Source organism: Pseudomonas sp. 8O, from assembly GCF_902506495.1.
Lineage (GTDB): Bacteria > Pseudomonadota > Gammaproteobacteria > Pseudomonadales > Pseudomonadaceae > Aquipseudomonas > Aquipseudomonas chaetocerotis.
Map to the genome: position 1 here is coordinate 279,862 of NZ_LR733263.1, position 18,885 is coordinate 298,746.

Below are 18,885 nucleotides of genomic sequence, written 5' to 3' on the forward strand. Positions count from 1 at the left end.
ACGCATCAGCGTGGCCTTGTCGTTTTCGATCAATGCGTACTCGACCTAGCCAGCTCCCAGCAAATCGTTGGCATCGAGCAGACGCCAGGCGATTTCCGGCCTTTTCTCCATCGCCCGTCGGATCGCCGCCGGAATGCTCTGCCGGGTCTTGCGACACAGTCCCGGGTGGGCATCGAAATGCATGTGGATACCACGCATGCTGCGCACCTCGCCATGGGCCGGCTCGATATGCAGGCGAATGCCCAACTGCTCGAACATACGCTGCCGCATGCGCTCGAGATCATCCAGGCTCTGCAGGTTTTCCAGACGCTCGAGCAGGCGCTGCTCCTCGCTGCGGTTCAGCAGCAAAATGCGCGTGTCGGCGCCAGGCCTGTCCAGCAGCTCGTCACGCTGACAATCGCAGGCACCCGGTGGGCAGGGAGTACGCAGGGGCAATGGTGAATTCATGGTCCTGATCATAGCCATAGCCAGGCGCGCTGCCCATCCACTCCCATCGCTTGGCTTGCCTACGCTGCAGACTCCGTTAAGCTCACAGCATTCCCCCCGATGCAAGGATGAACACCATGCTGCGCCTCACCACGTTCGCCGCTGGCCTGCTGCTTTCTGCCAACGTCTTCGCCCTGTCCCTCTCCGACCTGAGCCAGCAGGACGCCAGTGGCGGCCTCAAGGATGCCCTGATCCAGGGCGCCCAGGTGGCCGTCAAGCAACTGGGTACGCCCGGCGGTTTCAGCAACAACCCGGACGTGCGCATCGAGCTGCCCGGGACGCTCGGCAAGGCCGCCAAGACCATGAAGATGATGGGCATGGGCGCCCAGGTCGATCAGCTCGAAGCGAGCATGAACAAGGCCGCCGAGGCCGCCGTACCACAGGCCCAGGCGCTGCTGGTCGACGCTGTGAAGAAGATGACCGTGGCCGACGCCAAGTCGATTCTCAGCGGCCCGCAGGACTCGGCCACCCAGTACCTGAACAAGAGCAGCCGCGAGCAGATCCGCGCCAAGTTCCTGCCCATCGTCAAGCAGGCCACCGACCAGGTCGGTCTGGCCCAGCAGTACAACGCCTTCGCCGGCCAGGCCGCCAGCTTTGGCGTGGTCGACGCCAAGAGCAGCACGGTGGAAAGCTACGTCACTGAACAGGCGCTCGACGGCCTATTCGAGATGATTGCCAAGCAGGAGGCCAGCATTCGCCAGAACCCGGCCGGTGCCGCTACCAGCCTGGCGAAGAAGGTATTCGGCGCGCTCTGAGTGCCCTGGCGGCAGATGCTCTCCGCCGCCACGCTAGGCGAATGGCAGCATCACCCGCACCTCCAGCCCGCCCTCCGCTCTATTGCCGAGGCTCAGCCGACCGCCATGTTCCAGCACCGTGGCGCGCGCAGCCGATAACCCCAGGCCGACGCCGCCAGTGTGTTTGTTGCGTGAGGCCTCCAGACGGTAGAACGGCGCGAATACCGCCTCCTGCTGCTCCACGGGGATACCCGGCCCACGGTCGAGCACGCGGATTTCGACACCCTCATCATCGGCCTGCAGCATCACCTGTGCTTCACGTCCGTATCTGACGGCGTTCTCCAGCAGGTTGACCAGCATGCGCTTGATCGTGATCGGCCGACCGACATAGACCTGGCGCCTGGGCACCTGTATCGCCACCTCAACGCCGGAATCCCTGAAGTCGTCGACGATGGTGCGCAGCAGCTCACTCAGGTCGAAAGCCGTCGCCGTTTCGAGGCGAGCCTCATCACGAAAGAAATCCAGCGCCGAGTTGACCATCGCCTGCATTTCGTCGACATCGCTGAACAGCTTCGCCTGCTGCTCCGCATCCTCGATGAACTCGCCACGCAGCCGCATGCGTGTCAGCGGCGCCCGCAGATCATGGGAGATGGCTGCCAGCATCTGCGTACGATCATCGAGAAAGTGCCGTAGCCGCGACTGCATGGCATTGAACGCGACGATGACCTGACGGATTTCCTGAGGCCCCTCTGGCGTTATCGGCGGCGCCCTGAAGTCCACCCCGAAACGCTGCGCGCCCTGCGCGAAACGCTCCAACGGAGCAGCCAGGTAGCGGGTGGCAACCAGTGCCACGATGATGGTCGAGATCATCATCAAGACCAGATACACCAGACTGCGCGGTACCCTCTCCAGCCCCCAGATGCGAGACGCCGTGGAGAACTCCATCCAGCTGCCATCGGCCAGTTCGATCATCAGCACATAACGGCTTTCATCGCGCGGCGACGGCCAGTCCTTCGGTTCATAGGCCTCGATCCTGGCCTGCGGCCGCTGCAACAACTGCTGCAACACGTCAGCGCCGTAACGGAAAACAGAATCATCGATCGCCGGGACCTGAGCGTCACTGTGCTGCCGTAACCAGCGAGCGTTGAAGGACTCATCGCCAGCTGCATCAGCCGCCTTCTGCCTCTGCTCGGGCGGTAGCGCATCTGCAATCCGGGCAATGCCGGCCATGCGCTCCATCAATCCCGCCTCCAGCAATGGCGGTCGCGCCCATACGCCTGCCAGCAGACTGAGCAGCGAACTCAGCAGCAAGGCGGTCAGCATCGAAGCCAGGGTGGTCAGGGCGATCCAGCGCGCGACGGTGTCACGCGTCAGCCAGATACCGCCCTTTAGTCGCGACAACCACCTCATCGTTTCACCACTACACAGGGCGTGAAGAGATAGCCGATATGACGGATGGTACGAATCATCGAACTGCGCGTGGGCTCGGCATCGAGCTTGCGCCGTAACCGACTGACCTGCACATCGACGCTTCGATCGAAAGCGTCATAGGCTTCACCGCGCGCCATGTCGAGCAGCTGCTGACGACTCAGCACACGCTGCGGATGCTCGGCGAGTACCAACAGCAGTTCGAACTCGCCAGCCGAAAGGGGAATCAGGACTTTGTCTGGTGAGCGCAGCTCGCGGCGGGTCACGTCGAGCTGCCAGCCAGCGAACTCCAGGATCGGCCGTGGCCGCTCATGCAGCACGCTGCGTACCTCGCCTGTACGACGCAACACCGCACGCACCCGCGCCAGCAATTCGCGGGCATCGAAGGGCTTGCTCAGGTAATCGTCTGCGCCCAGTTCCAGCCCCACTACCCGATCACTCAGCTCGCTCATCGCCGTCAGCATGATGATCGCCATCGAGTGCTCGGTGCGCAGGCGCTGACACAGCACCAGGCCACTGTCGCCGGGTAGCATCACGTCGAGGATCACCAGATCCGGCAGTTGCCGCTCGAGCGCGCGCCACAGCGCCTGTCCGTCGGTGGCAACGTCCACGCTATAGCCGTGCTGCTCGAGAAACCTCTTCAGCAGAGCAAGAACTTCGGTGTCGTCGTCCACCAGCAACAAGCGACTCACGGCCAGCACACCCTCGATGCATTTGCGAACGCCTATCTAAAACCATCGAACGCCTGCCGTCATATATTTCAATCCGGCAACAAAGCTTCCTGTTGGCAACAGAGCGGACATCCCCGGGCAAAAATGTCTTGGCAACCTCGGCGCAGTTTCCTATCGAGGTGTTCCGCATGTCCGTCACAGCATTCGCATCCCCTGCCGTGCGTCCTCTCACGCTCGCCATGACCCTGCTGCTGGCCAGTGGTTGTGCCAGTAACCCGCCACCTGTCATCGACTCGGCGGGCTGCATCGCCACGCCGGACCATGTGGTGAACGACCCAGCCGAATCGATCAACCGTGGCATATTCGTGTTCAACCGAGCGCTCGACGACTACCTGCTCGCCCCCGTTGCCCGCGGCTACCGACAGCTGCCTGACTTCGCCCGGAGCGGGGTGCACAACTTCGCGGCCAACTTCGGCGAGCCGATGGTGTTCATCAACGATCTGTTGCAGGGCAACCCCAAGCGCTCGATGGTCACGGCCACGCGGTTCATTACCAACAGTACGGTGGGTGTGGTGGGGCTGGTCGACGTGTCGAGCCGATTTGGCCTGGAGCGTCATCGAGCCGATTTCGGCCAGACCTTCGGCGTGTGGAATATCGCCGACGGCCCAATCATCGAACTGCCGCTGTTCGGTACGGCCAACCTGCGCGACGCCACCGGACGTGTACTGGGTTTTGCCATAGACCCGTTCGGCAGCAACAGCGATACCCTGGATACGCTAGGCACCATCAGCACTGTCGGCGGCACGGTCGACGGTCGTGCGCAGCTTCTGCCCATGACCGACGCGCTGCAACAGCAGCCTGACTACTATGCGGCACTGCGCGATACCGTGGCCGAACGCCGCGCGCAGTTCGTCGCAGAAGGCAAGCTCGGTGCGGCACTGGACGCTTCGATTAACTGCGAAGCGGAAATGGCTGATGAGCAGAACTGAAGACTCGCTGCTGCTCTATCAGCGGATCAGGAATCCCGACTCGCTATCGCTGCATTGCCGGGAGATCGAATTGCGCCTGAGCGATGACCGCTGCCACCTGGTGCTCAGTCGTTACGTCGAGCTCTACGTCAGCGAATGCACGCAATGGGAAATGGTCAGCCATCACCAGGTCAGGCTCACTGATCTGCTGCGCTGGATGATTCTGCACAGCCAGCGCGTGCCGCCACGGGCTAATCCCGACGGGTGAAACACTGCTGTCCCATAAACTCGCAGGACGAAAGCCAAGCGGCCGGGCAGGTACCGCAAGACCTGCCCATGCCCATCTCACGACTCATCAGACGCCGCAGAGCCTGTCCGCTTCCGGACGCGCGAAGAAAAAACCCTGCATGTAGCGGATACCAAGCTCGATCAGCGCATCACGCTCACCAACACTTTCGATGCCCTCGGCGATGATGCGAATGCCCAAGCGCTGCGCGACCAGCACGATACCGGCGACGATGGCCTGGCGCACCGGGTCCTGATCGATGCCTCGCGTCAGGGCCATGTCCAGCTTGAGTACGTGCGGCTGGAATTCGGCCAGCAGATTGAGCCCGGAGTAGCCCGCGCCAAAATCGTCGATGGCTGTGGTGAAGCCCTGCTTGCCGTACTCGGCGAAAATCCGTTTGAGGTGCTCGGCATCATGGATCTGCTCGCCCTCGGTCACCTCGAACATCAACCGCTCACGCGGGAAGTCAAAGCGCTGCGCCGCCTCCAGCGTGGCGCGAATGCAGGTCTCGGCGCGATACACCGCATTGGGCAGGAAGTTGATGCTGAGCAGACAATCCGGAATGTCGAGCAGCCCGAGCCTGGCGGCCTGCTCGATGGCCTTGACCCGACAGGCCTGATCGAAACGGTAGCGGTTGCCATCGTTGACCCATCCGAGCACTTCACCGGCGGATTCACCATTGCAGCCCCGTACCAGGGCTTCATAGGCGAACGGCCGCTGCTCCTCGATATCGACGATCAGTTGAAAAGCCATTTTGAAATCGAAACCCAGGGCCTCGGCGTTTCGGCATTCGGCGCAACCCACAGCCCTGAATGGCTGAGGAAAGATGCTCTGGCTGACTATATCCATCGGCGCTTCCTTATAAAGCAGTCTTGGAGACTCCCACCCTTGTCATCCTAGTCAAAAGCGAAATGAAGCCACCTGTTTTTCCAAGGTCAAAGCCAGTTGTTGCAAGCCTTGCGCGGTGCGCGATGTATCGGCCACTGCCTCACTGTTCTCCATCGACATCTGTGCAATGCGCTCGACATTGCGCGCTACGTCCTGACTGGCGACCGTCTGCTCACGCAGCGCCAGGGAAATCTGATCGACCACACCGACCACGCTGGCGGAAGCCTGGCGAATGGTGACGATGGCATCACCGGCCTGGCTGGCCTGCTCCACCCCGCTGCTGACCTGCTGTACACCGATTTCCATGTTGCTCACCGCGCTGCGCGTACCCAGTTGAATCTTCTTGATCATCTCGGTGATCTCCTGGGTCGAGTTGGCGGTACGCTGCGCCAGCAAACGCACTTCATCGGCGACCACGGCAAAGCCGCGACCCTGCTCGCCCGCCCGCGCCGCCTCGATGGCGGCATTGAGCGCCAGCAGGTTGGTCTGATCGGCGATTTCCTTGATCACGTTGACGATCGAGGAAATCTGATCCGAATGTTGGCCGAGCTCGACGATCTGGGTCGCTGCGCCCTGCACCGTGTCAGCGATGCGCTGCATGCTGGCGAGGGTTTCCTGGATCACCGCGCCGCCCTCGGCCGACTGCCTGCCCGAATCGCTGGATAGGCCGTGTGCTTCCTTGGCGTTGTCGGCGACGTGATTGATGCTCACGGTCAGTTCCTCCACCGTCGCCGCCATGCTCGAAGCGGCCTGTGACTGCTCCTGGGTGGAAACCGACAGCTGGGTGGACGCACTGGAGATGTTCTGCGCAGCTTCAACCAACTGTACCGCGCCGGTCCGGATCTGCCCGATCATCTCGCGTAGCCGCTCCTGCATGGTGGCAAAGGCCTCCAGCAGCACGCCGATCTCATCATCTCCAATCCGTTCGATACGCGAATCAAGACGCCCCTGAGCAACATTACGGGCTACCTCGACCACCTGCTTCAAACGGCCGGCAATGCTACGCGATAGCAGAAAGGCCACGCTGATGGCGAGCACCGTGGCAAGCAGCCCACCGATCAGCAGGATCATCAGCGACAGGGACTTGGCCGCATTCATCGACGCCGTGCGCTGTTCCAGCAGCACATTCTCCTCGGTCTGGATCTCGCTCAGGATGCGACGCATGGCATCCATCTTGACCTTGGCGCCACCTGTCGAAACCCGCTCGATCAGGGCATCGAAGCTCTGCGTGCCCGCGCCCACCTGGCGGCGCAATTCAAGATTGCCGTTGATGTCTTCGCGACTCCATTGGTCATGCAACGCCTGCAACTCGCCGAGACGGCGCTGCTGAGCAGGGTTGTCTCTGGTCAGCTGACGCAGTTGCGCCATATGCAACTGGAAATCTCTCTCTCCGGACTCCATAGGACCAAGGAACTGGTCACGCCCGGTAATGACGAAGCCTCGAGCACCGGTTTCGATATTGATCAGGCTGGCCAGCAGGCCAGACGACTCGTTGATCACGTCATAGGTGTGGATGTTAAGCCGCACCGCACGCTCGACCTGATCGAAACCGCGCCATGTGGACAGCACCAGCAGGAGGATGATCAGCAGGACGACACCGAAACCCGCGTACAACTTCTGGGAGATGTTGAGATTGGCAAACATGTGGACCTCTGAGTCGTCAGGTAAGAACGGACAGAGGTGCGCTATTCGATCGCACCATCTGGCATTGCGCCATTATGCGTATCTATACAATAATTGTACAAATTAAATATCTCGTACAAGTTTAAGCAAATCCTGCCACATAGAAATGAAAAACCCCGCCGGGCTTTTGGCCGGGCGGGGTTTTCGTTTGCCGTTGCCGATCAGGCGCAGGCGGCTTGCATCTGGCGATGCGTATCGATGAGGTGCTGCACCACGCCAGGATCGGCCAGCGTGGAGATGTCGCCGAGAGTATCGTATTCGGCGGTGGCGATCTTGCGCAGGATACGGCGCATGATCTTGCCCGAGCGGGTCTTCGGCAGGCCGGGGGCCCACTGAATCACGTCCGGCGTGGCGATCGGGCCGATCTCCTTGCGCACCCAGTTGCGCAGTTCCTGACGCAGTTGCTCCGATGCTTCCTCGCCAGCATTGAGGGTGACGTAGACGTAGATGCCCTGCCCTTTGATGTCGTGCGGTACACCGACCACTGCGGCCTCGGCTACTTTCGAGTGGGCGACCATGGCGCTCTCGATCTCGGCGGTACCCATGCGGTGGCCGGAGACGTTGAGCACGTCGTCGACACGGCCGGTGATCCACCAGTAGCCGTCTTCGTCGCGGCGCGCACCGTCACCGGTGAAGTACATGCCCTTGAAGGTGTTGAAGTAGGTGTCGACGAAACGGTCATGGTCGCCGTACAGGGTACGCGCCTGCCCCGGCCAGGAGTCGATGATCACCAGATTGCCTTCTGCCGGCCCTTCGATGATGTTGCCCAGATTGTCCACGATGGCCGGCTGCACGCCGAAGAACGGCCGCGCAGCGGAGCCCGGTTTGAGGCCATGAGCGCCCGGCAGCGGAGTCATCAGGCAGGCGCCAGTTTCAGTCTGCCACCAGGTGTCGACGATCGGGCAACGGCTCTGACCGACGTTCTCGTAGTACCACTGCCAGGCTTCCGGGTTGATCGGCTCACCGACCGAACCGAGCAGGCGCAGGCTGGACCCATCGGCGCCTTCGACCGCGGCCTTGCCCTCGGCCATCATGGCGCGAATGGCAGTCGGGGCGGTGTAAAGGATGTTGACCTTGTGCTTGTCGACGATCTTGGCAACACGGGTGACGTCCGGGTAGTTCGGCACGCCTTCGAACATCACGGTGGTGGCGCCGTTGGACAGAGGTCCGTAGACCAGGTAGGTGTGGCCGGTGACCCAACCGATATCGGCGGTGCACCAGAAGACTTCGCCCGGCCGGTAGTCGAACACGCGCTCATGGGTCAGCGAGGCGTATACCAGGTAGCCACCAGTGGTGTGCAGCACGCCCTTTGGCTTGCCGGTCGAACCGGAGGTGTAGAGGATGAACAGCGCTTCTTCAGCGCCCATTTCCTTGGGTGCGCAGACGCTGCCTGCGACCTTCATCAGGTCTTCATACCAGATGTCGCGATGCTGGTTCCATTTGATGCTGCCGCCCGTGCGCTTGACCACGATGAGCTTCTGAACGCTGCTGGTTTCGGGGTTGGTCAAGGCATCATCGACATTGGCTTTCAGCGGCACGGACTTGCCGCCACGCAGGCCCTCGTCGGCGGTGATTACCACCTTGGACTTGCAATCGATGATGCGGCCGGCCAACGCCTCAGGCGAGAAGCCACCGAACACCACGGAGTGGATCGCGCCGATGCGCGCACAGGCCAGCATGGCCACCACGGCTTCCGGGATCATCGGCATGTAGATGGTCACCACGTCGCCGCGGTGAATGTCCTGGCCACGCAGGGCGTTGGCGAACTTGCACACTTGTTCGTGCAGTTCGCGGTAGGTGATCTCCCGGTGCTCGGACGGGTCGTCACCTTCCCAGATGATCGCGAGTTGGTCGCCGCGCTCTTCCAGATGACGGTCCAGGCAGTTGTAGGAGAGGTTCAGGGTGCCGTCGGCGTACCACTTGATGTCAACATGGTGGTCATCAAAAGAGGTCTGCTTGACCTTGTTGTAGGGCTTGATCCAGTCGATCCGCTTGCCCTGCTCGCGCCAGAAACCCTCGGGGTTGACCACGGACTGTTGGTACATGGCCTTGTAGGTGGCCTCGTCAGTGAGGGTCCGCGCGGCCACTTCGGGACGCACAGGGTAAAGAGACGCAGCACTCATGAAATCACCTCGACGGGGGAGTTGTTTTTGTATGGTGCATTTTGTATCCCCCGACCCTTCGTGAGGCCATTCGACCATGGTCTTACCGCTCTAAGACCATGGTCTTGAAGCCCTGCCCGGCACATGTGAAGCCGATTCGACGGCATCATGGATATATCAAGGCGCGCGGATAAAAAGGTTCATCGTACCCTTCGGGGTAGGCGACCTTGATTTTCAGGAAGAAGCTGGCCAGCAAGCCGCTGGTTGGAAGAATCGGGGCGGTGTGTTTTCCAGGTGCATACAACCAATCCGCTCGAACAAAACCCTCGCCCTATAAACACAAAAGGCCGGTCAAAAGACCGGCCCAGACAACAACAACGCCAGGTATCAGTTAACACTCAACCTGTCACGGTTCTTCTCCAAAGTCGCCTCGCCGATACCTTTCACCTCCAACAACTCATCGACCGAGGCGAAATTACCGTGCTCCTCCCGATAAGCCACAATCGCCTGCGCCTTGGTCGCACCAATCCCCACCAACTCACTCTGCAGTGTTGCAGCATCAGCGGTATTGAGATTGACCACAGCAACCTGCGCCACCTGCATGGCAGCCGGTTTGGCGCGTTCGGTTTTTGGGGTTTCAGCTGCGGCAGCAGCCAGAGAGAAGGAAGCGAGAACAGCGAACAGAAGGGAAGATAGACTGACTTTAAGCATGGGGAAACACTCCTTTGTTTATAAAAAACGAGGCAACCATGGCCTCGTTTTTTAAACTAGACGCTATCTCCCAGCTGTCAAATCAAAGCCTCAGCGCTCCCGGTTTCGGAGATGAATCCAGTCCACAATCTCACCTTCCGGCACATAACCATGCACCGTTTCGCGCAGCAGTATTCGCACGCGAGCGTAGTCATCCTCACTGACTGCCACCAACAACTCCTGCAAACGAGCCTTGAGCTCGTCCCAGGGCAGCATGTCCTCTTCCGCACGCATGATCATCGGATGCTCGGTCGGCTTCACAGCCTCGCCGATCAGCAACTCCTCGTAGAGCTTCTCACCCGGACGCAACCCGGTGAACTCGATACCGATATCGCCATGCGGGCTGTGCTCATCACGTACAGTCAGGCCCGACAGACGAATCATCTTTTCGGCAAGATCGGCGATTTTCACGGGCTCGCCCATATCCAGCACGAACACATCCCCGCCCTGCCCCAGCGAGCCCGCCTGAATGACGAGCTGCGCCGCCTCAGGGATCGTCATGAAATAGCGGGTGATGTTCGGATGTGTCACCGTCACCGGCCCGCCCTGCTTGATCTGCTCCCTGAACAACGGAATCACCGACCCGGAAGAACCCAGCACATTACCGAAACGCACCATGGTGAAACGGGTCTTGTTGACGTGATGAACGCCTGAATCATCAGCGAACAACACGGGCGCAGATTCACGACTCAGCGCCTGCAGCACCATCTCAGCCAAGCGCTTGGTGCTGCCCATCACATTGGTAGGCCGCACCGCCTTGTCGGTAGAAATCAAAACGAAATTGGCGACACCCGCCCTGATCGACGCCTGCGCGGCATTGAGCGTACCAACCAAGTTATTGAGCACGCCCTCGGCAACGTTATGCTCGACCATCGGCACGTGCTTGTACGCAGCGGCGTGATAAACGGTATTGACCCGCCAGGTCTGCAGAATGTCGAACAAACGCTCGAAATTACGGATAGACCCGAGAATCGGCACCAGCTTGATCGGCAGCGACTCCCGCTCGATTCGCTGCTGCAATTCGCCATGGATACTGTAGAGATTGAATTCGCTGTGCTCGAAAAGCAGCAAGGTACGCGCACCGCTCGCCAGGATCTGCCGACACAGCTCCGAACCGATGGAGCCACCAGCGCCGGTTACCAGCACGACCTGATTCTTGATGCAGCGCTCGAACAGATCTTGCCGAGGCGGTACGGCATCGCGCCCCAGAAGGTCGGCGATATCGACTTCCTGAAGGTCTTCGACCTTTACCCGCCCACTCGCGAGATCCATGAAGCCAGGGATGCTGCGTACATGGAGCGCATAAGGCTCCAACGCCTCGAGTATTTCTCGCCTGCGCGCGCGAGAAACCGAGGGCATTGCCAGCAAAACCTCTGTCACCCCCGTTTCATTGATCATTTGCTGAATATGCTTGGGCGAGTAGACGCGCAGGCCCGCAATCGTGCGAGTAGCAATACCGGAATCATCATCAATGAATGCAGCCGGGCGCATCGTTTTACCCAAACGTAACGCGGCTACCAGCTGGTTACCCGCCGCCCCTGCTCCATATATGGCAACCTTGGAAGTGCCAGACTCGATATCACGGCGGCGAGCAATTGGCTCGAACCAATCCCCGATAAAGAACTGGCGCATGGTCAGGCGCAAACCGCCCAACAGCAGCAGGCTCAGCCACCAATAATTAAAAACCATGGACCTTGGAACGAGAGCCGTCGGCCCGCGATACCAATACACCGCCAGAGACAGCACCAACGCAGACAGGGTCACCGCCTTGGCTATCGTCACAAGAGCGTCATTGCCTACGTAGCGCATTACCGCACGATACATACCCAGCCGAATGAATATCGGCAGGGCAATAGCAGGTGCAATTAAAAACAGCCAACCGTGCCCATCAAAAGGTTTTGCTGCCTGCCAATCCCCCAACCGCACTGCGAAGGAAAGCCAAAGAGCCAACCAAATCAAAAAGGTGTCGGCCAACAACTGTAACAAGCGCTTCTGGCGCCTGGGCAATCCGACTAGAAGCTGACGCAAACCATCCATAAAAAATCCTAAGCTATCCATCATTCTGCGCTCATTAGGCCCGCAACAGCTCAACGCTCAGGCATACCGGCGCGAAAATGCCGGGCGAGCGCGCCCAAGGGAATGTAGGCAAGCAAAAGCCCGAGGACACCATCCAACCAACCGTTGACGACCATCATAGCGATTGGCAACAGCCACAACAGATTGATCGCAACCACCGCCAATGTCACCGGCAAGTGCCGACCATAATGACGCGAGGCAAACTGATAAGCATGGCTACGATGAGCTTCGTATACACGCTCGCCTCTGAACAAACGATGCGCCAATGTATAGGTGGCGTCGACGATAAAAACCCCAAGCAGGATCAACCAACCCCATAACAACTCAGGGCTCGCCCACCCCGCCTGCAAGGACAAAACCCCCAATACCAGACCGAGAAAGCCGCTGCCGGCATCGCCCATGAAGATCTTTGCCGGGGGGAAATTCCATAACAAGAAACCAAATACAGCGGCTGCCAGCAGCAACGGCAGCACGACACTCTCGCCCTGAATACCGGACACAACACATAACAACGCAGCAGACAGACACACACAGATCGCCTCGCAGCTAGCGAGTCCGTCAATACCGTCCATGAAGTTATAAAGGTTGAGCATCCACACCAGGTAGAGTGCCGCAAGTACATGACCAACCCAGCCAAGTTGCCACTCACTTCCGAAAAGGGCCAACGGCGGTAATCCGCCCAACCAATAGAGCGCCCAAATGGCGGCAGTGAAGTGCCCAAGTAGACGCCAGCGCGCGGCAATGTGCCCATGGTCGTCGAGAAAGCCCAGCAGCGCCGTGCCGCCACCAGCGCCGATCAGGGCCCAGAACGTATAGTCGGTAACCTCCAGGCCAGACTCACGCGCTATAAACAGCCCCAACATGTAGACCAATACGATCGCCACACCGCCGCCTCGTGGTGTAGGGATGCTATGCGAGCTACGCTCGTTTGGTACATCCATCAAGCTGCGCGCCAAGGCATACCGGCGCAACAATGCAGTCAACATAAAGGCCAGAGCTGCCAATAGAGCGACAAGAGGCAAAAGCGTCATGGTCTAGGATTTTCCATATAGTGCACTGCGGTCTTGGCCAGCGCCTGATCGACCGAGACTGGCGGAGCCCAATCAAGCAGATTTCGAGTTTTGTCGATGTTTACCTGCAAGGAACCACAGATGCGCTGGCCAAGATCCGCACGGCCGGCCAACAAAGCGGCCACCTTGATCAAGCCCTGCGGCACCGGTAACAAACGCGCAGGACGCCCCAGAGCCAGGCCCAATCGACGCAATAGTTCAGTGGTCGACAGATCCTCTCCGTCACTTACCAGAAAGCGCTGACCAGGGGCCGCAGGATGCGACAGGCAGAGCACCAGCAGATCGACCAAATTATCCAGCGCCACCAGGCTGCGGCGATTGTCGATTGCTCCGAACGGTAACGGAACCTCTTTATTCAGCCAGCTCAGCATGCGGAGGAAATTGGCCTTGACGCCTGGCCCGTAAATCAGAGGTGGCCGGACAATAACTACCTCCAACCCCGTTTCAGCAGCCAGTGCCAGCAAACCTTCTTCCGCCTCACGCTTGGAGATGCCATAAGGATCGCAGGCCTGCGACTCGTCATCTGCGCAAAAAGCCTTGCCTGGGAGGGTCTGCTCACCATTGACCTTGATCGAGCTGACGAAGATAAAACGTCGCACACCGGCCTCGACTGCCTGCCGAGCCAGTTGCAAAGTACCCTCGACATTGACACGGCGAAACTCAGCCAACGGGTCAGCCGACTGCTCGTTCATCACATGAACGCGAGCGGCACAGTGAAATACTGCCTGCACCCCCCGCAAAGCGGCATGCCAGTCAGCGTTAGCACCCAGATCAGGCGCACGAAAGCCCTGAACCAGGGCGTCATATACCTCGCCCCGGCGTGATGCTGCACGCACCTGCAAACGCCGCGCATCGGAAGATAAGCGCCCAACCAGAGCCCTCCCGACAAAGCCCGAGGCACCAGTTACTAGGACAGACAGGCTCACCCTTTTACACCCTTATGCACACGCAATTTCTCAAGCCAGTGGATGTACTGAGCGAGCAGCAGGTCACTCATCACAGACGAGGAAAAAGACTCCCTGGCTCGATGCTGGGCGGCCTTGCCCATCGCCCTGCGCCTGTCAGCGTCGCGCAAAAGCGACTCCATCGCCAAGGCCAGGGCGCCGGAGTCACGCACAGGCACCAGCAGGCCAGTACTGCCGTGCTCCACGGCATCACTAAGTCCATAAATCGCGGTGCCGATCGCAGGGACCCCCATCGCAGCGGCCTCCAACACCACAGTACCGAAACCTTCGCGATAGCTTGGCAACACCAAAAGGTCGGCGATTGCCATAAAGCGCTCCGGCTCCGGCGAAAAGCCCGGCATCTTAACACCTGCACGACCCTGAACCGACAATGCTCCAAGAAAGGTCTCGCTATCCGTCTCCAGCGGACCAAGCAATACCAAACTTGCGGCGAGCCCTCGCTGCACTAGCTCATCGTAAGCAGACAGTAACTCGGCAATACCCTTGTCAGGGGTGAAGCGGCCAACAAACAGCAATACTGCAGCGCCGTCAGGAATGCCCAAATCATGACGCAGGGCCAGGCATTCTTCTGCTGTGAAACGGTCCGGTTCGAAACGCTCCAGGTCAATCCCCGCAAGAGAACCGCCTCCGATCACCCCAATCGACGACTCACATGCGACACCACTATCGACGATAAAACGCCGCTGGCTCGGACTATCGGCATAGCAATGAGTATTCAGCTTGGCGATCAACCAATCACTGGACTTCGACAACCAATGTTTGACGCCGCTCAACCCCACCCAGGGCTGGCCAGTAAAGGTGTGCAAGCGTATGGGGACGCCAGCAAGAAAGGCCGCAATGCTACACAGCAGGCCAGCCTTAGGCGTCGTGGAATGAACGATGTCGAAATCCTCGCGCCAAAAGAAACGCCACAGCCGCCACAAAGCTACTAGATCGCGCAGAGGATGGATCTTGCGTGGAATATCAATAGACACATAGCGCATACCGGGAAGCTGGAAGGCCAGCGTTTCATCACTCGCAATCACCGTCAGCTCGACACCTGCATCAGAGACAGCTCCCAGTTGCGCTTTCAATTGTGTCTCGACAAAGAAGGCTACCGTGGAAACACGGGCAATCTTCACTCCAGCCAATAGCGGTTCGGCATCAGACATCAGTTCGCCTCGTCATGTATGAACACCTCACCGATGTAATCTGGAATGGCGCGACTCGGCCGGTACCCCAGCACGGCCTCCAATTTCTGACAGCTGTAATGCGTACGCCCGACGAGCGAATCGACTCTGGCGTGAGTCAAGGGAAAACGCTTCAGCCAACTGCCACCTGCCGCCAAAGTCCTGGCCAGAACCTCCGGCAGTCGAATAAACGGTCGCCCTGCCCCCAAATGTCTGGCCATAGCTTCAACAAGCTCTTCCTGGGTGCAATCGTTAGATAGGTTGAAGACCTGGCCTTGGGCGGCCGGTGCGAATCCGCATAGCATCAAGGCCTCGACTACGTCGTCCACATGCACGTAAGTCGATACCGCCCCAGGTGCACCCACATAGAAAAAAAGACGCTGCTGAATGATGCGCCCCCAATGGCGCAGCGAACCATTGGGCATTCCCGGACCAAAGACATTGGACGGACGCAAAATGGAAACCGTCAGCACACCAGGCTGAGCATTGCCGATAACAAGATCATCAGCCTTCGTCTTGGTCACTTCGTATGCACCACGCGGAGCCGGTAGGCTTTCCTCAGTGATCGTACGCTCAGCACTCGCGCAAACAGGTGGGCCATAAGCGCCTACGCTACTAAGCTGAACCCAATGCAATGGACGGCCTGAAATCTTGGCCTGACGCTTGCTGGCAGCCAGCAAACGAGCAGTGGCGTCGACATGCAGCGCCTCCATCAGCGCTTCATTACGTAATTCACCAGCGCAATTGAAAACCAGCGAACAGCCTTCAACAGCAGCATCAAGATCACTGCTGCGATCAAGCAAATCAAGCTGCAGCCACTCAAGCTTCGAATTACCACCATGAGCAGATCGCGCTTGGCGTGACAACGCACGCACCTCATGACCTGCCTCAAGCAGCAAATGGGTCAGCCTTTTACCTATAAAACCAGCGCCACCAACTAAAAGAATTTTCAACTGAGCATCTCTAAATTGGCAAAGCACAGTGAAACGTATGCTTCAGGAAGGAGAAAATCAAATATAGACATTCACTGAGCGCGCGCAAAAAAATGAACCAGAAGCACCCGACGCATGAACTTCACAAACGAGAGGCTCGACCAAAGAGTCACGCCCCAGAAACTGATACCTCCAGCACGATATAAACTCCAATAGCTGGCAAGCTCACCTTTCTCCATCTCCCACAAACGCCCACTAAGCCCCGTAGCTCCGTACACGGCTTTATAGTTATAAGCCAGCGCCTGATCGAACCGATAACATTCGCCAACAAAAAAGCAAACATGAAGCCAGAGCCGATAATCTTCGCAATAACGTTGCCCGTCCGCAAAACGCTGCTCGATATTGCGCTGCACCATTACGGTAGACGTAGGAAAGCGATTGGATATCAGCAGCTGCTGCCTCGACACTCGAAGCGGCGGAGCTATATCGCCGACTATATTTTTTTGGCACCCATCACTCATTGTCACAAAATGGCTGGTCAAGATAACATCAGGATGCTCAACCATCCAAGTGTACTGCAGCTCTATCTTTTGAGGATGCCAACTGTCATCAGAATCAAGGAACGCGACATATTTTCCCTGGGCAAGTTTCCATCCTGCATTACGGGCTGTACCAGGCCCGCCATTATCAGGCAACGCGCAAACCTTTAGCCAACTGGCGCCATAGCGTGCCTGCAATTCAAATAGCACATTAACCGTGCCATCCCGACTACAATCGTCAACCAGAATGACTTCTAACGGCAGGAGCGTTTGAGAGGCAATAGACTCCACAGCACGAACAATCGAGTCAGCGCACCGAAAACACGGAATAACGACACTTACCGAAGCGTGCTCCCTGCAAATTAGCGAGAGCTCTACTTCCATCAGATCTTTATCAATCAAATCAGGCACACCGGTGCTCACAAAAAACCGTCAAGGGCGCATGAGGCGCGGAGAATGTTTTATCAAGCGCAACATGAACAGCAATATCTGCAGCGGACGCCACTCGAATTGCATCTGAATCCGGAAAAATTCCGTCAGCGTACCTAGAATATCAGTAGAACTAACTCCATCATCGCCAAACCTGCCGGCAAAAAATTCTGCCACACAGATACGAGCACCCTGCCTTACTGCACGCAGGATGAAAAGCTGATCCGCCGCAATAGGATAGAGCCGGGAATAAAAGCCTATATCCCGTTGAGCATGAAGAGCCTTCTTGTAAATAGATCCAACAGCATGCGAGGTTACGAAGGCCATTTGCCCTCGTAACCAGGAAGGGCCGGCCGGCACCTTTTTCACGATAGCCCCATACGAAACCGAGGCTGTCACAATATCTGCGCCACTTTTCGCCGCCCACAACTTATAGTTAGCAACAGCATCAGGAGCAAGAAGATCGTCCGCACCAATAACTAAATAGTATTCACCAGAACAAAGCCTGATTGCCTTATTCAAGGCATCGTAAATTCCAAAATCCGGCTCTGAGCGGCAAACCAGACGCAAATCCTTGACGCCATCCAGGATAGCTACTGTGCCGTCCGTGGATACAGCGTCCATTACCACCCACTCAAAATCCAGATCGGTTTGCGCGCGCAGCGATGCAAGCAATTCAGGCAGCACTTCGACAGCGTTGTAAGTAGCAGTGATGACACTAAGAGTAGGCTTATCACTACCCATGATTACTGCCCCCAAGCAAGAACGCCTCGTAGGCACGCTTCAGGCCGAGCTCCAGACCCACCTCTGGCTCCCAACCCAAAGCCGTGAGCTTGGCGCTATTCATAAGTTTACGGGGCGCTCCATCTGGCTTGGTTGTGTCGAACACCACACGACCAGCATATCCGACCACACTCGCAACCAGCACTGCCACCTCACGAATGCTCTGATCATGACCGCACCCTACGTTGATGTGCGAGCACATGGGGACTACCGCCCCTTGCCACTGCTCAGGTAGGAGACTCATGACATGCACACTAGCTGCAGCCATGTCATCGACATAGAGAAACTCTCGACGAGGCGTACCGCTCCCCCAAACCACGACCTCAGCATCACCTTTCAACTTGGCCTCGTGAAAACGACGGATAAGCGCCGGAATCACATGACTGTTTTCTGGGTGATAGTTGTCGCCAGGGCCGTACAGGTTCGTTGGCATCACACTGCGATAGTCGCGCCCGTACTGACGGTTATAACTTTCGCAGAGTTTAATACCCGCAATCTTGGCAATGGCATAGGGTTCATTTGTAGGTTCAAGGGCGCCGGCAAGCAACGCATCTTCGGACATAGGCTGGGGAGCCAGTCGAGGGTAGATGCAGGATGATCCAAGGAAAAGCAATTTCTGCACACCGGCCTGATGGGCGCTATGAATGACATTAGCCTCGACCATGAGATTTTCGTAGATGAACTCAGCGGGATAAGTATTGTTGGCATGTATACCCCCGACCTTCGCGGCAGCCAGGTAAACCTGGTCAATTTGATGCGTTTGAAAGTAATGCTGCACTGCTGCCTGATCGAGCAGATTCAGTTCACCACGAGCCGCTGTGAGTATATTGCTGTAACCCAACGCATTGAGATGCCTGACAATCGCCGAGCCAACCATTCCCCGATGGCCGGCAACGAAAACCGTCTGGTTAAAGTGATGCGCCACG

General features: G+C 58.2%; 18 protein-coding genes and 1 pseudogene. 3 read left to right on the plus strand and 16 right to left on the minus strand.

Translation table 11 applies throughout. The features are described 5' to 3' along the window. Positions 1 to 45: 45 nt before the first annotated feature. The gene (locus GV002_RS01280) at positions 46 to 447 is read right to left on the minus strand and encodes a hypothetical protein (protein WP_160016705.1); all 402 of its coding nucleotides are present in this window, start codon (positions 445 to 447) and stop codon (positions 46 to 48) included. 116 nt (positions 448 to 563) lie between these two features. Between GV002_RS01280 and GV002_RS01285 the strand changes: the two genes are divergently transcribed. After that, positions 564 to 1,241 (plus strand): DUF4197 domain-containing protein, encoded by a 678-nt coding sequence (locus tag GV002_RS01285; protein ID WP_116618157.1) that lies wholly within the window; start codon positions 564 to 566, stop codon positions 1,239 to 1,241. 33 nt (positions 1,242 to 1,274) lie between these two features. Here the strand turns inward: GV002_RS01285 and GV002_RS01290 are convergent, their stop codons facing one another. Beyond that, a complete protein-coding gene (locus GV002_RS01290) occupies positions 1,275 to 2,630 on the minus strand; it encodes an ATP-binding protein (RefSeq protein ID WP_160016706.1) in 1,356 nt (451 codons plus the stop codon). Then, entirely contained in the window at positions 2,627 to 3,340 is a 714-nt protein-coding gene (locus GV002_RS01295; RefSeq protein WP_160016707.1) for a response regulator, read from the minus strand. The genes GV002_RS01290 and GV002_RS01295 overlap by 4 nt, the downstream gene beginning before the upstream one ends. A 167-nt stretch (positions 3,341 to 3,507) precedes the next feature. On the opposite strand from GV002_RS01295, the gene GV002_RS01300 reads away from it, so the two are divergent. After that, positions 3,508 to 4,308 carry a VacJ family lipoprotein gene (locus tag GV002_RS01300; RefSeq protein WP_256667012.1) on the plus strand — a complete coding sequence of 267 codons (801 nt, stop codon included), beginning with the start codon at positions 3,508 to 3,510 and terminating at the stop codon, positions 4,306 to 4,308. Next, entirely contained in the window at positions 4,295 to 4,555 is a 261-nt protein-coding gene (locus GV002_RS01305) for a hypothetical protein (RefSeq protein ID WP_160016708.1), read from the plus strand. Before GV002_RS01300 ends, GV002_RS01305 begins: the two co-directional genes overlap by 14 nt. A gap of 87 nt (positions 4,556 to 4,642) precedes the next feature. Here GV002_RS01305 and GV002_RS01310 read toward each other — a convergent pair whose 3' ends face one another. The 13 genes and pseudogenes from GV002_RS01310 to GV002_RS01365 all read right to left on the minus strand — a co-directional run bounded on the left by GV002_RS01310 (position 4,643) and on the right by GV002_RS01365 (position 18,884). Beyond that, entirely contained in the window at positions 4,643 to 5,422 is a 780-nt protein-coding gene (locus GV002_RS01310) for an EAL domain-containing protein (protein ID WP_160016709.1), read from the minus strand. A 51-nt stretch (positions 5,423 to 5,473) separates the two neighbouring features. After that, on the minus strand, positions 5,474 to 6,337 hold the full coding sequence (locus GV002_RS24495; RefSeq protein WP_372241811.1) for a methyl-accepting chemotaxis protein: 864 nt from the start codon (positions 6,335 to 6,337) through the stop codon (positions 5,474 to 5,476). Next, a pseudogene (locus GV002_RS24500) lies at positions 6,329 to 7,105 on the minus strand (CHASE3 domain-containing protein); the annotation flags it as partial. The pseudogene GV002_RS24500 and the gene GV002_RS24495, both read right to left, overlap by 9 nt. Positions 7,106 to 7,305: 200 nt before the next feature. Next, on the minus strand, positions 7,306 to 9,267 hold the full coding sequence (acs, locus tag GV002_RS01320) for an acetate--CoA ligase (RefSeq protein ID WP_160016711.1): 1,962 nt from the start codon (positions 9,265 to 9,267) through the stop codon (positions 7,306 to 7,308). A 366-nt stretch (positions 9,268 to 9,633) separates the two neighbouring features. After that, complete coding sequence (locus GV002_RS01325; RefSeq protein ID WP_160016712.1) at positions 9,634 to 9,957, minus strand: ComEA family DNA-binding protein; 324 nt, start codon at positions 9,955 to 9,957, stop codon at positions 9,634 to 9,636. Between the two features lie 90 nt (positions 9,958 to 10,047). After that, positions 10,048 to 12,033: a polysaccharide biosynthesis protein gene (locus GV002_RS01330; RefSeq protein WP_160016955.1), complete on the minus strand. Its 1,986-nt coding sequence runs from the start codon at positions 12,031 to 12,033 to the stop codon at positions 10,048 to 10,050. Positions 12,034 to 12,083: 50 nt separating this feature from the next. Then, on the minus strand, positions 12,084 to 13,103 hold the full coding sequence (locus tag GV002_RS01335; protein WP_160016713.1) for an MraY family glycosyltransferase: 1,020 nt from the start codon (positions 13,101 to 13,103) through the stop codon (positions 12,084 to 12,086). Continuing rightward, positions 13,100 to 14,068, minus strand: a complete 969-nt coding sequence (locus GV002_RS01340; RefSeq protein WP_160016714.1) for a UDP-glucose 4-epimerase family protein — start codon at positions 14,066 to 14,068, stop codon at positions 13,100 to 13,102. Before GV002_RS01340 ends, GV002_RS01335 begins: the two co-directional genes overlap by 4 nt. Continuing rightward, positions 14,065 to 15,258 (minus strand): glycosyltransferase family 4 protein, encoded by a 1,194-nt coding sequence (locus GV002_RS01345; RefSeq protein WP_160016715.1) that lies wholly within the window; start codon positions 15,256 to 15,258, stop codon positions 14,065 to 14,067. Before GV002_RS01345 ends, GV002_RS01340 begins: the two co-directional genes overlap by 4 nt. After that, positions 15,258 to 16,229 carry an NAD-dependent epimerase/dehydratase family protein gene (locus tag GV002_RS01350; protein ID WP_160016716.1) on the minus strand — a complete coding sequence of 324 codons (972 nt, stop codon included), beginning with the start codon at positions 16,227 to 16,229 and terminating at the stop codon, positions 15,258 to 15,260. Before GV002_RS01350 ends, GV002_RS01345 begins: the two co-directional genes overlap by 1 nt. A 71-nt stretch (positions 16,230 to 16,300) precedes the next feature. Beyond that, positions 16,301 to 17,158, minus strand: coding sequence for a glycosyltransferase family 2 protein (locus tag GV002_RS01355; protein ID WP_160016717.1), 858 nt, complete (start codon positions 17,156 to 17,158; stop codon positions 16,301 to 16,303). Positions 17,159 to 17,179: 21 nt separating this feature from the next. Further along, a complete protein-coding gene (locus GV002_RS01360) occupies positions 17,180 to 17,920 on the minus strand; it encodes a glycosyltransferase (protein ID WP_160016718.1) in 741 nt (246 codons plus the stop codon). After that, the gene (locus tag GV002_RS01365; protein ID WP_160016719.1) at positions 17,913 to 18,884 is read right to left on the minus strand and encodes a GDP-L-fucose synthase; all 972 of its coding nucleotides are present in this window, start codon (positions 18,882 to 18,884) and stop codon (positions 17,913 to 17,915) included. Before GV002_RS01365 ends, GV002_RS01360 begins: the two co-directional genes overlap by 8 nt. Position 18,885: the final 1 nt, after the last annotated feature.

Coding starts and splice junctions, on each gene's coding strand:
- GV002_RS01280 (WP_160016705.1), bottom strand. CDS start 447: ATGAATTCACCATTGCCCCTGCGTACTCCCTGCCCACCGGGTGCCTGC.
- GV002_RS01285 (WP_116618157.1), top strand. CDS start 564: ATGCTGCGCCTCACCACGTTCGCCGCTGGCCTGCTGCTTTCTGCCAAC.
- GV002_RS01290 (WP_160016706.1), bottom strand. CDS start 2,630: ATGAGGTGGTTGTCGCGACTAAAGGGCGGTATCTGGCTGACGCGTGAC.
- GV002_RS01300 (WP_256667012.1), top strand. CDS start 3,508: ATGTCCGTCACAGCATTCGCATCCCCTGCCGTGCGTCCTCTCACGCTC.
- GV002_RS01305 (WP_160016708.1), top strand. CDS start 4,295: ATGAGCAGAACTGAAGACTCGCTGCTGCTCTATCAGCGGATCAGGAAT.
- GV002_RS01310 (WP_160016709.1), bottom strand. CDS start 5,422: ATGGATATAGTCAGCCAGAGCATCTTTCCTCAGCCATTCAGGGCTGTG.
- GV002_RS24495 (WP_372241811.1), bottom strand. CDS start 6,337: ATGCAGGAGCGGCTACGCGAGATGATCGGGCAGATCCGGACCGGCGCG.
- acs (WP_160016711.1), bottom strand. CDS start 9,267: ATGAGTGCTGCGTCTCTTTACCCTGTGCGTCCCGAAGTGGCCGCGCGG.
- GV002_RS01325 (WP_160016712.1), bottom strand. CDS start 9,957: ATGCTTAAAGTCAGTCTATCTTCCCTTCTGTTCGCTGTTCTCGCTTCC.
- GV002_RS01330 (WP_160016955.1), bottom strand. CDS start 12,033: ATGGATGGTTTGCGTCAGCTTCTAGTCGGATTGCCCAGGCGCCAGAAG.
- GV002_RS01335 (WP_160016713.1), bottom strand. CDS start 13,103: ATGACGCTTTTGCCTCTTGTCGCTCTATTGGCAGCTCTGGCCTTTATG.
- GV002_RS01345 (WP_160016715.1), bottom strand. CDS start 15,258: ATGTCTGATGCCGAACCGCTATTGGCTGGAGTGAAGATTGCCCGTGTT.
- GV002_RS01360 (WP_160016718.1), bottom strand. CDS start 17,920: ATGGGTAGTGATAAGCCTACTCTTAGTGTCATCACTGCTACTTACAAC.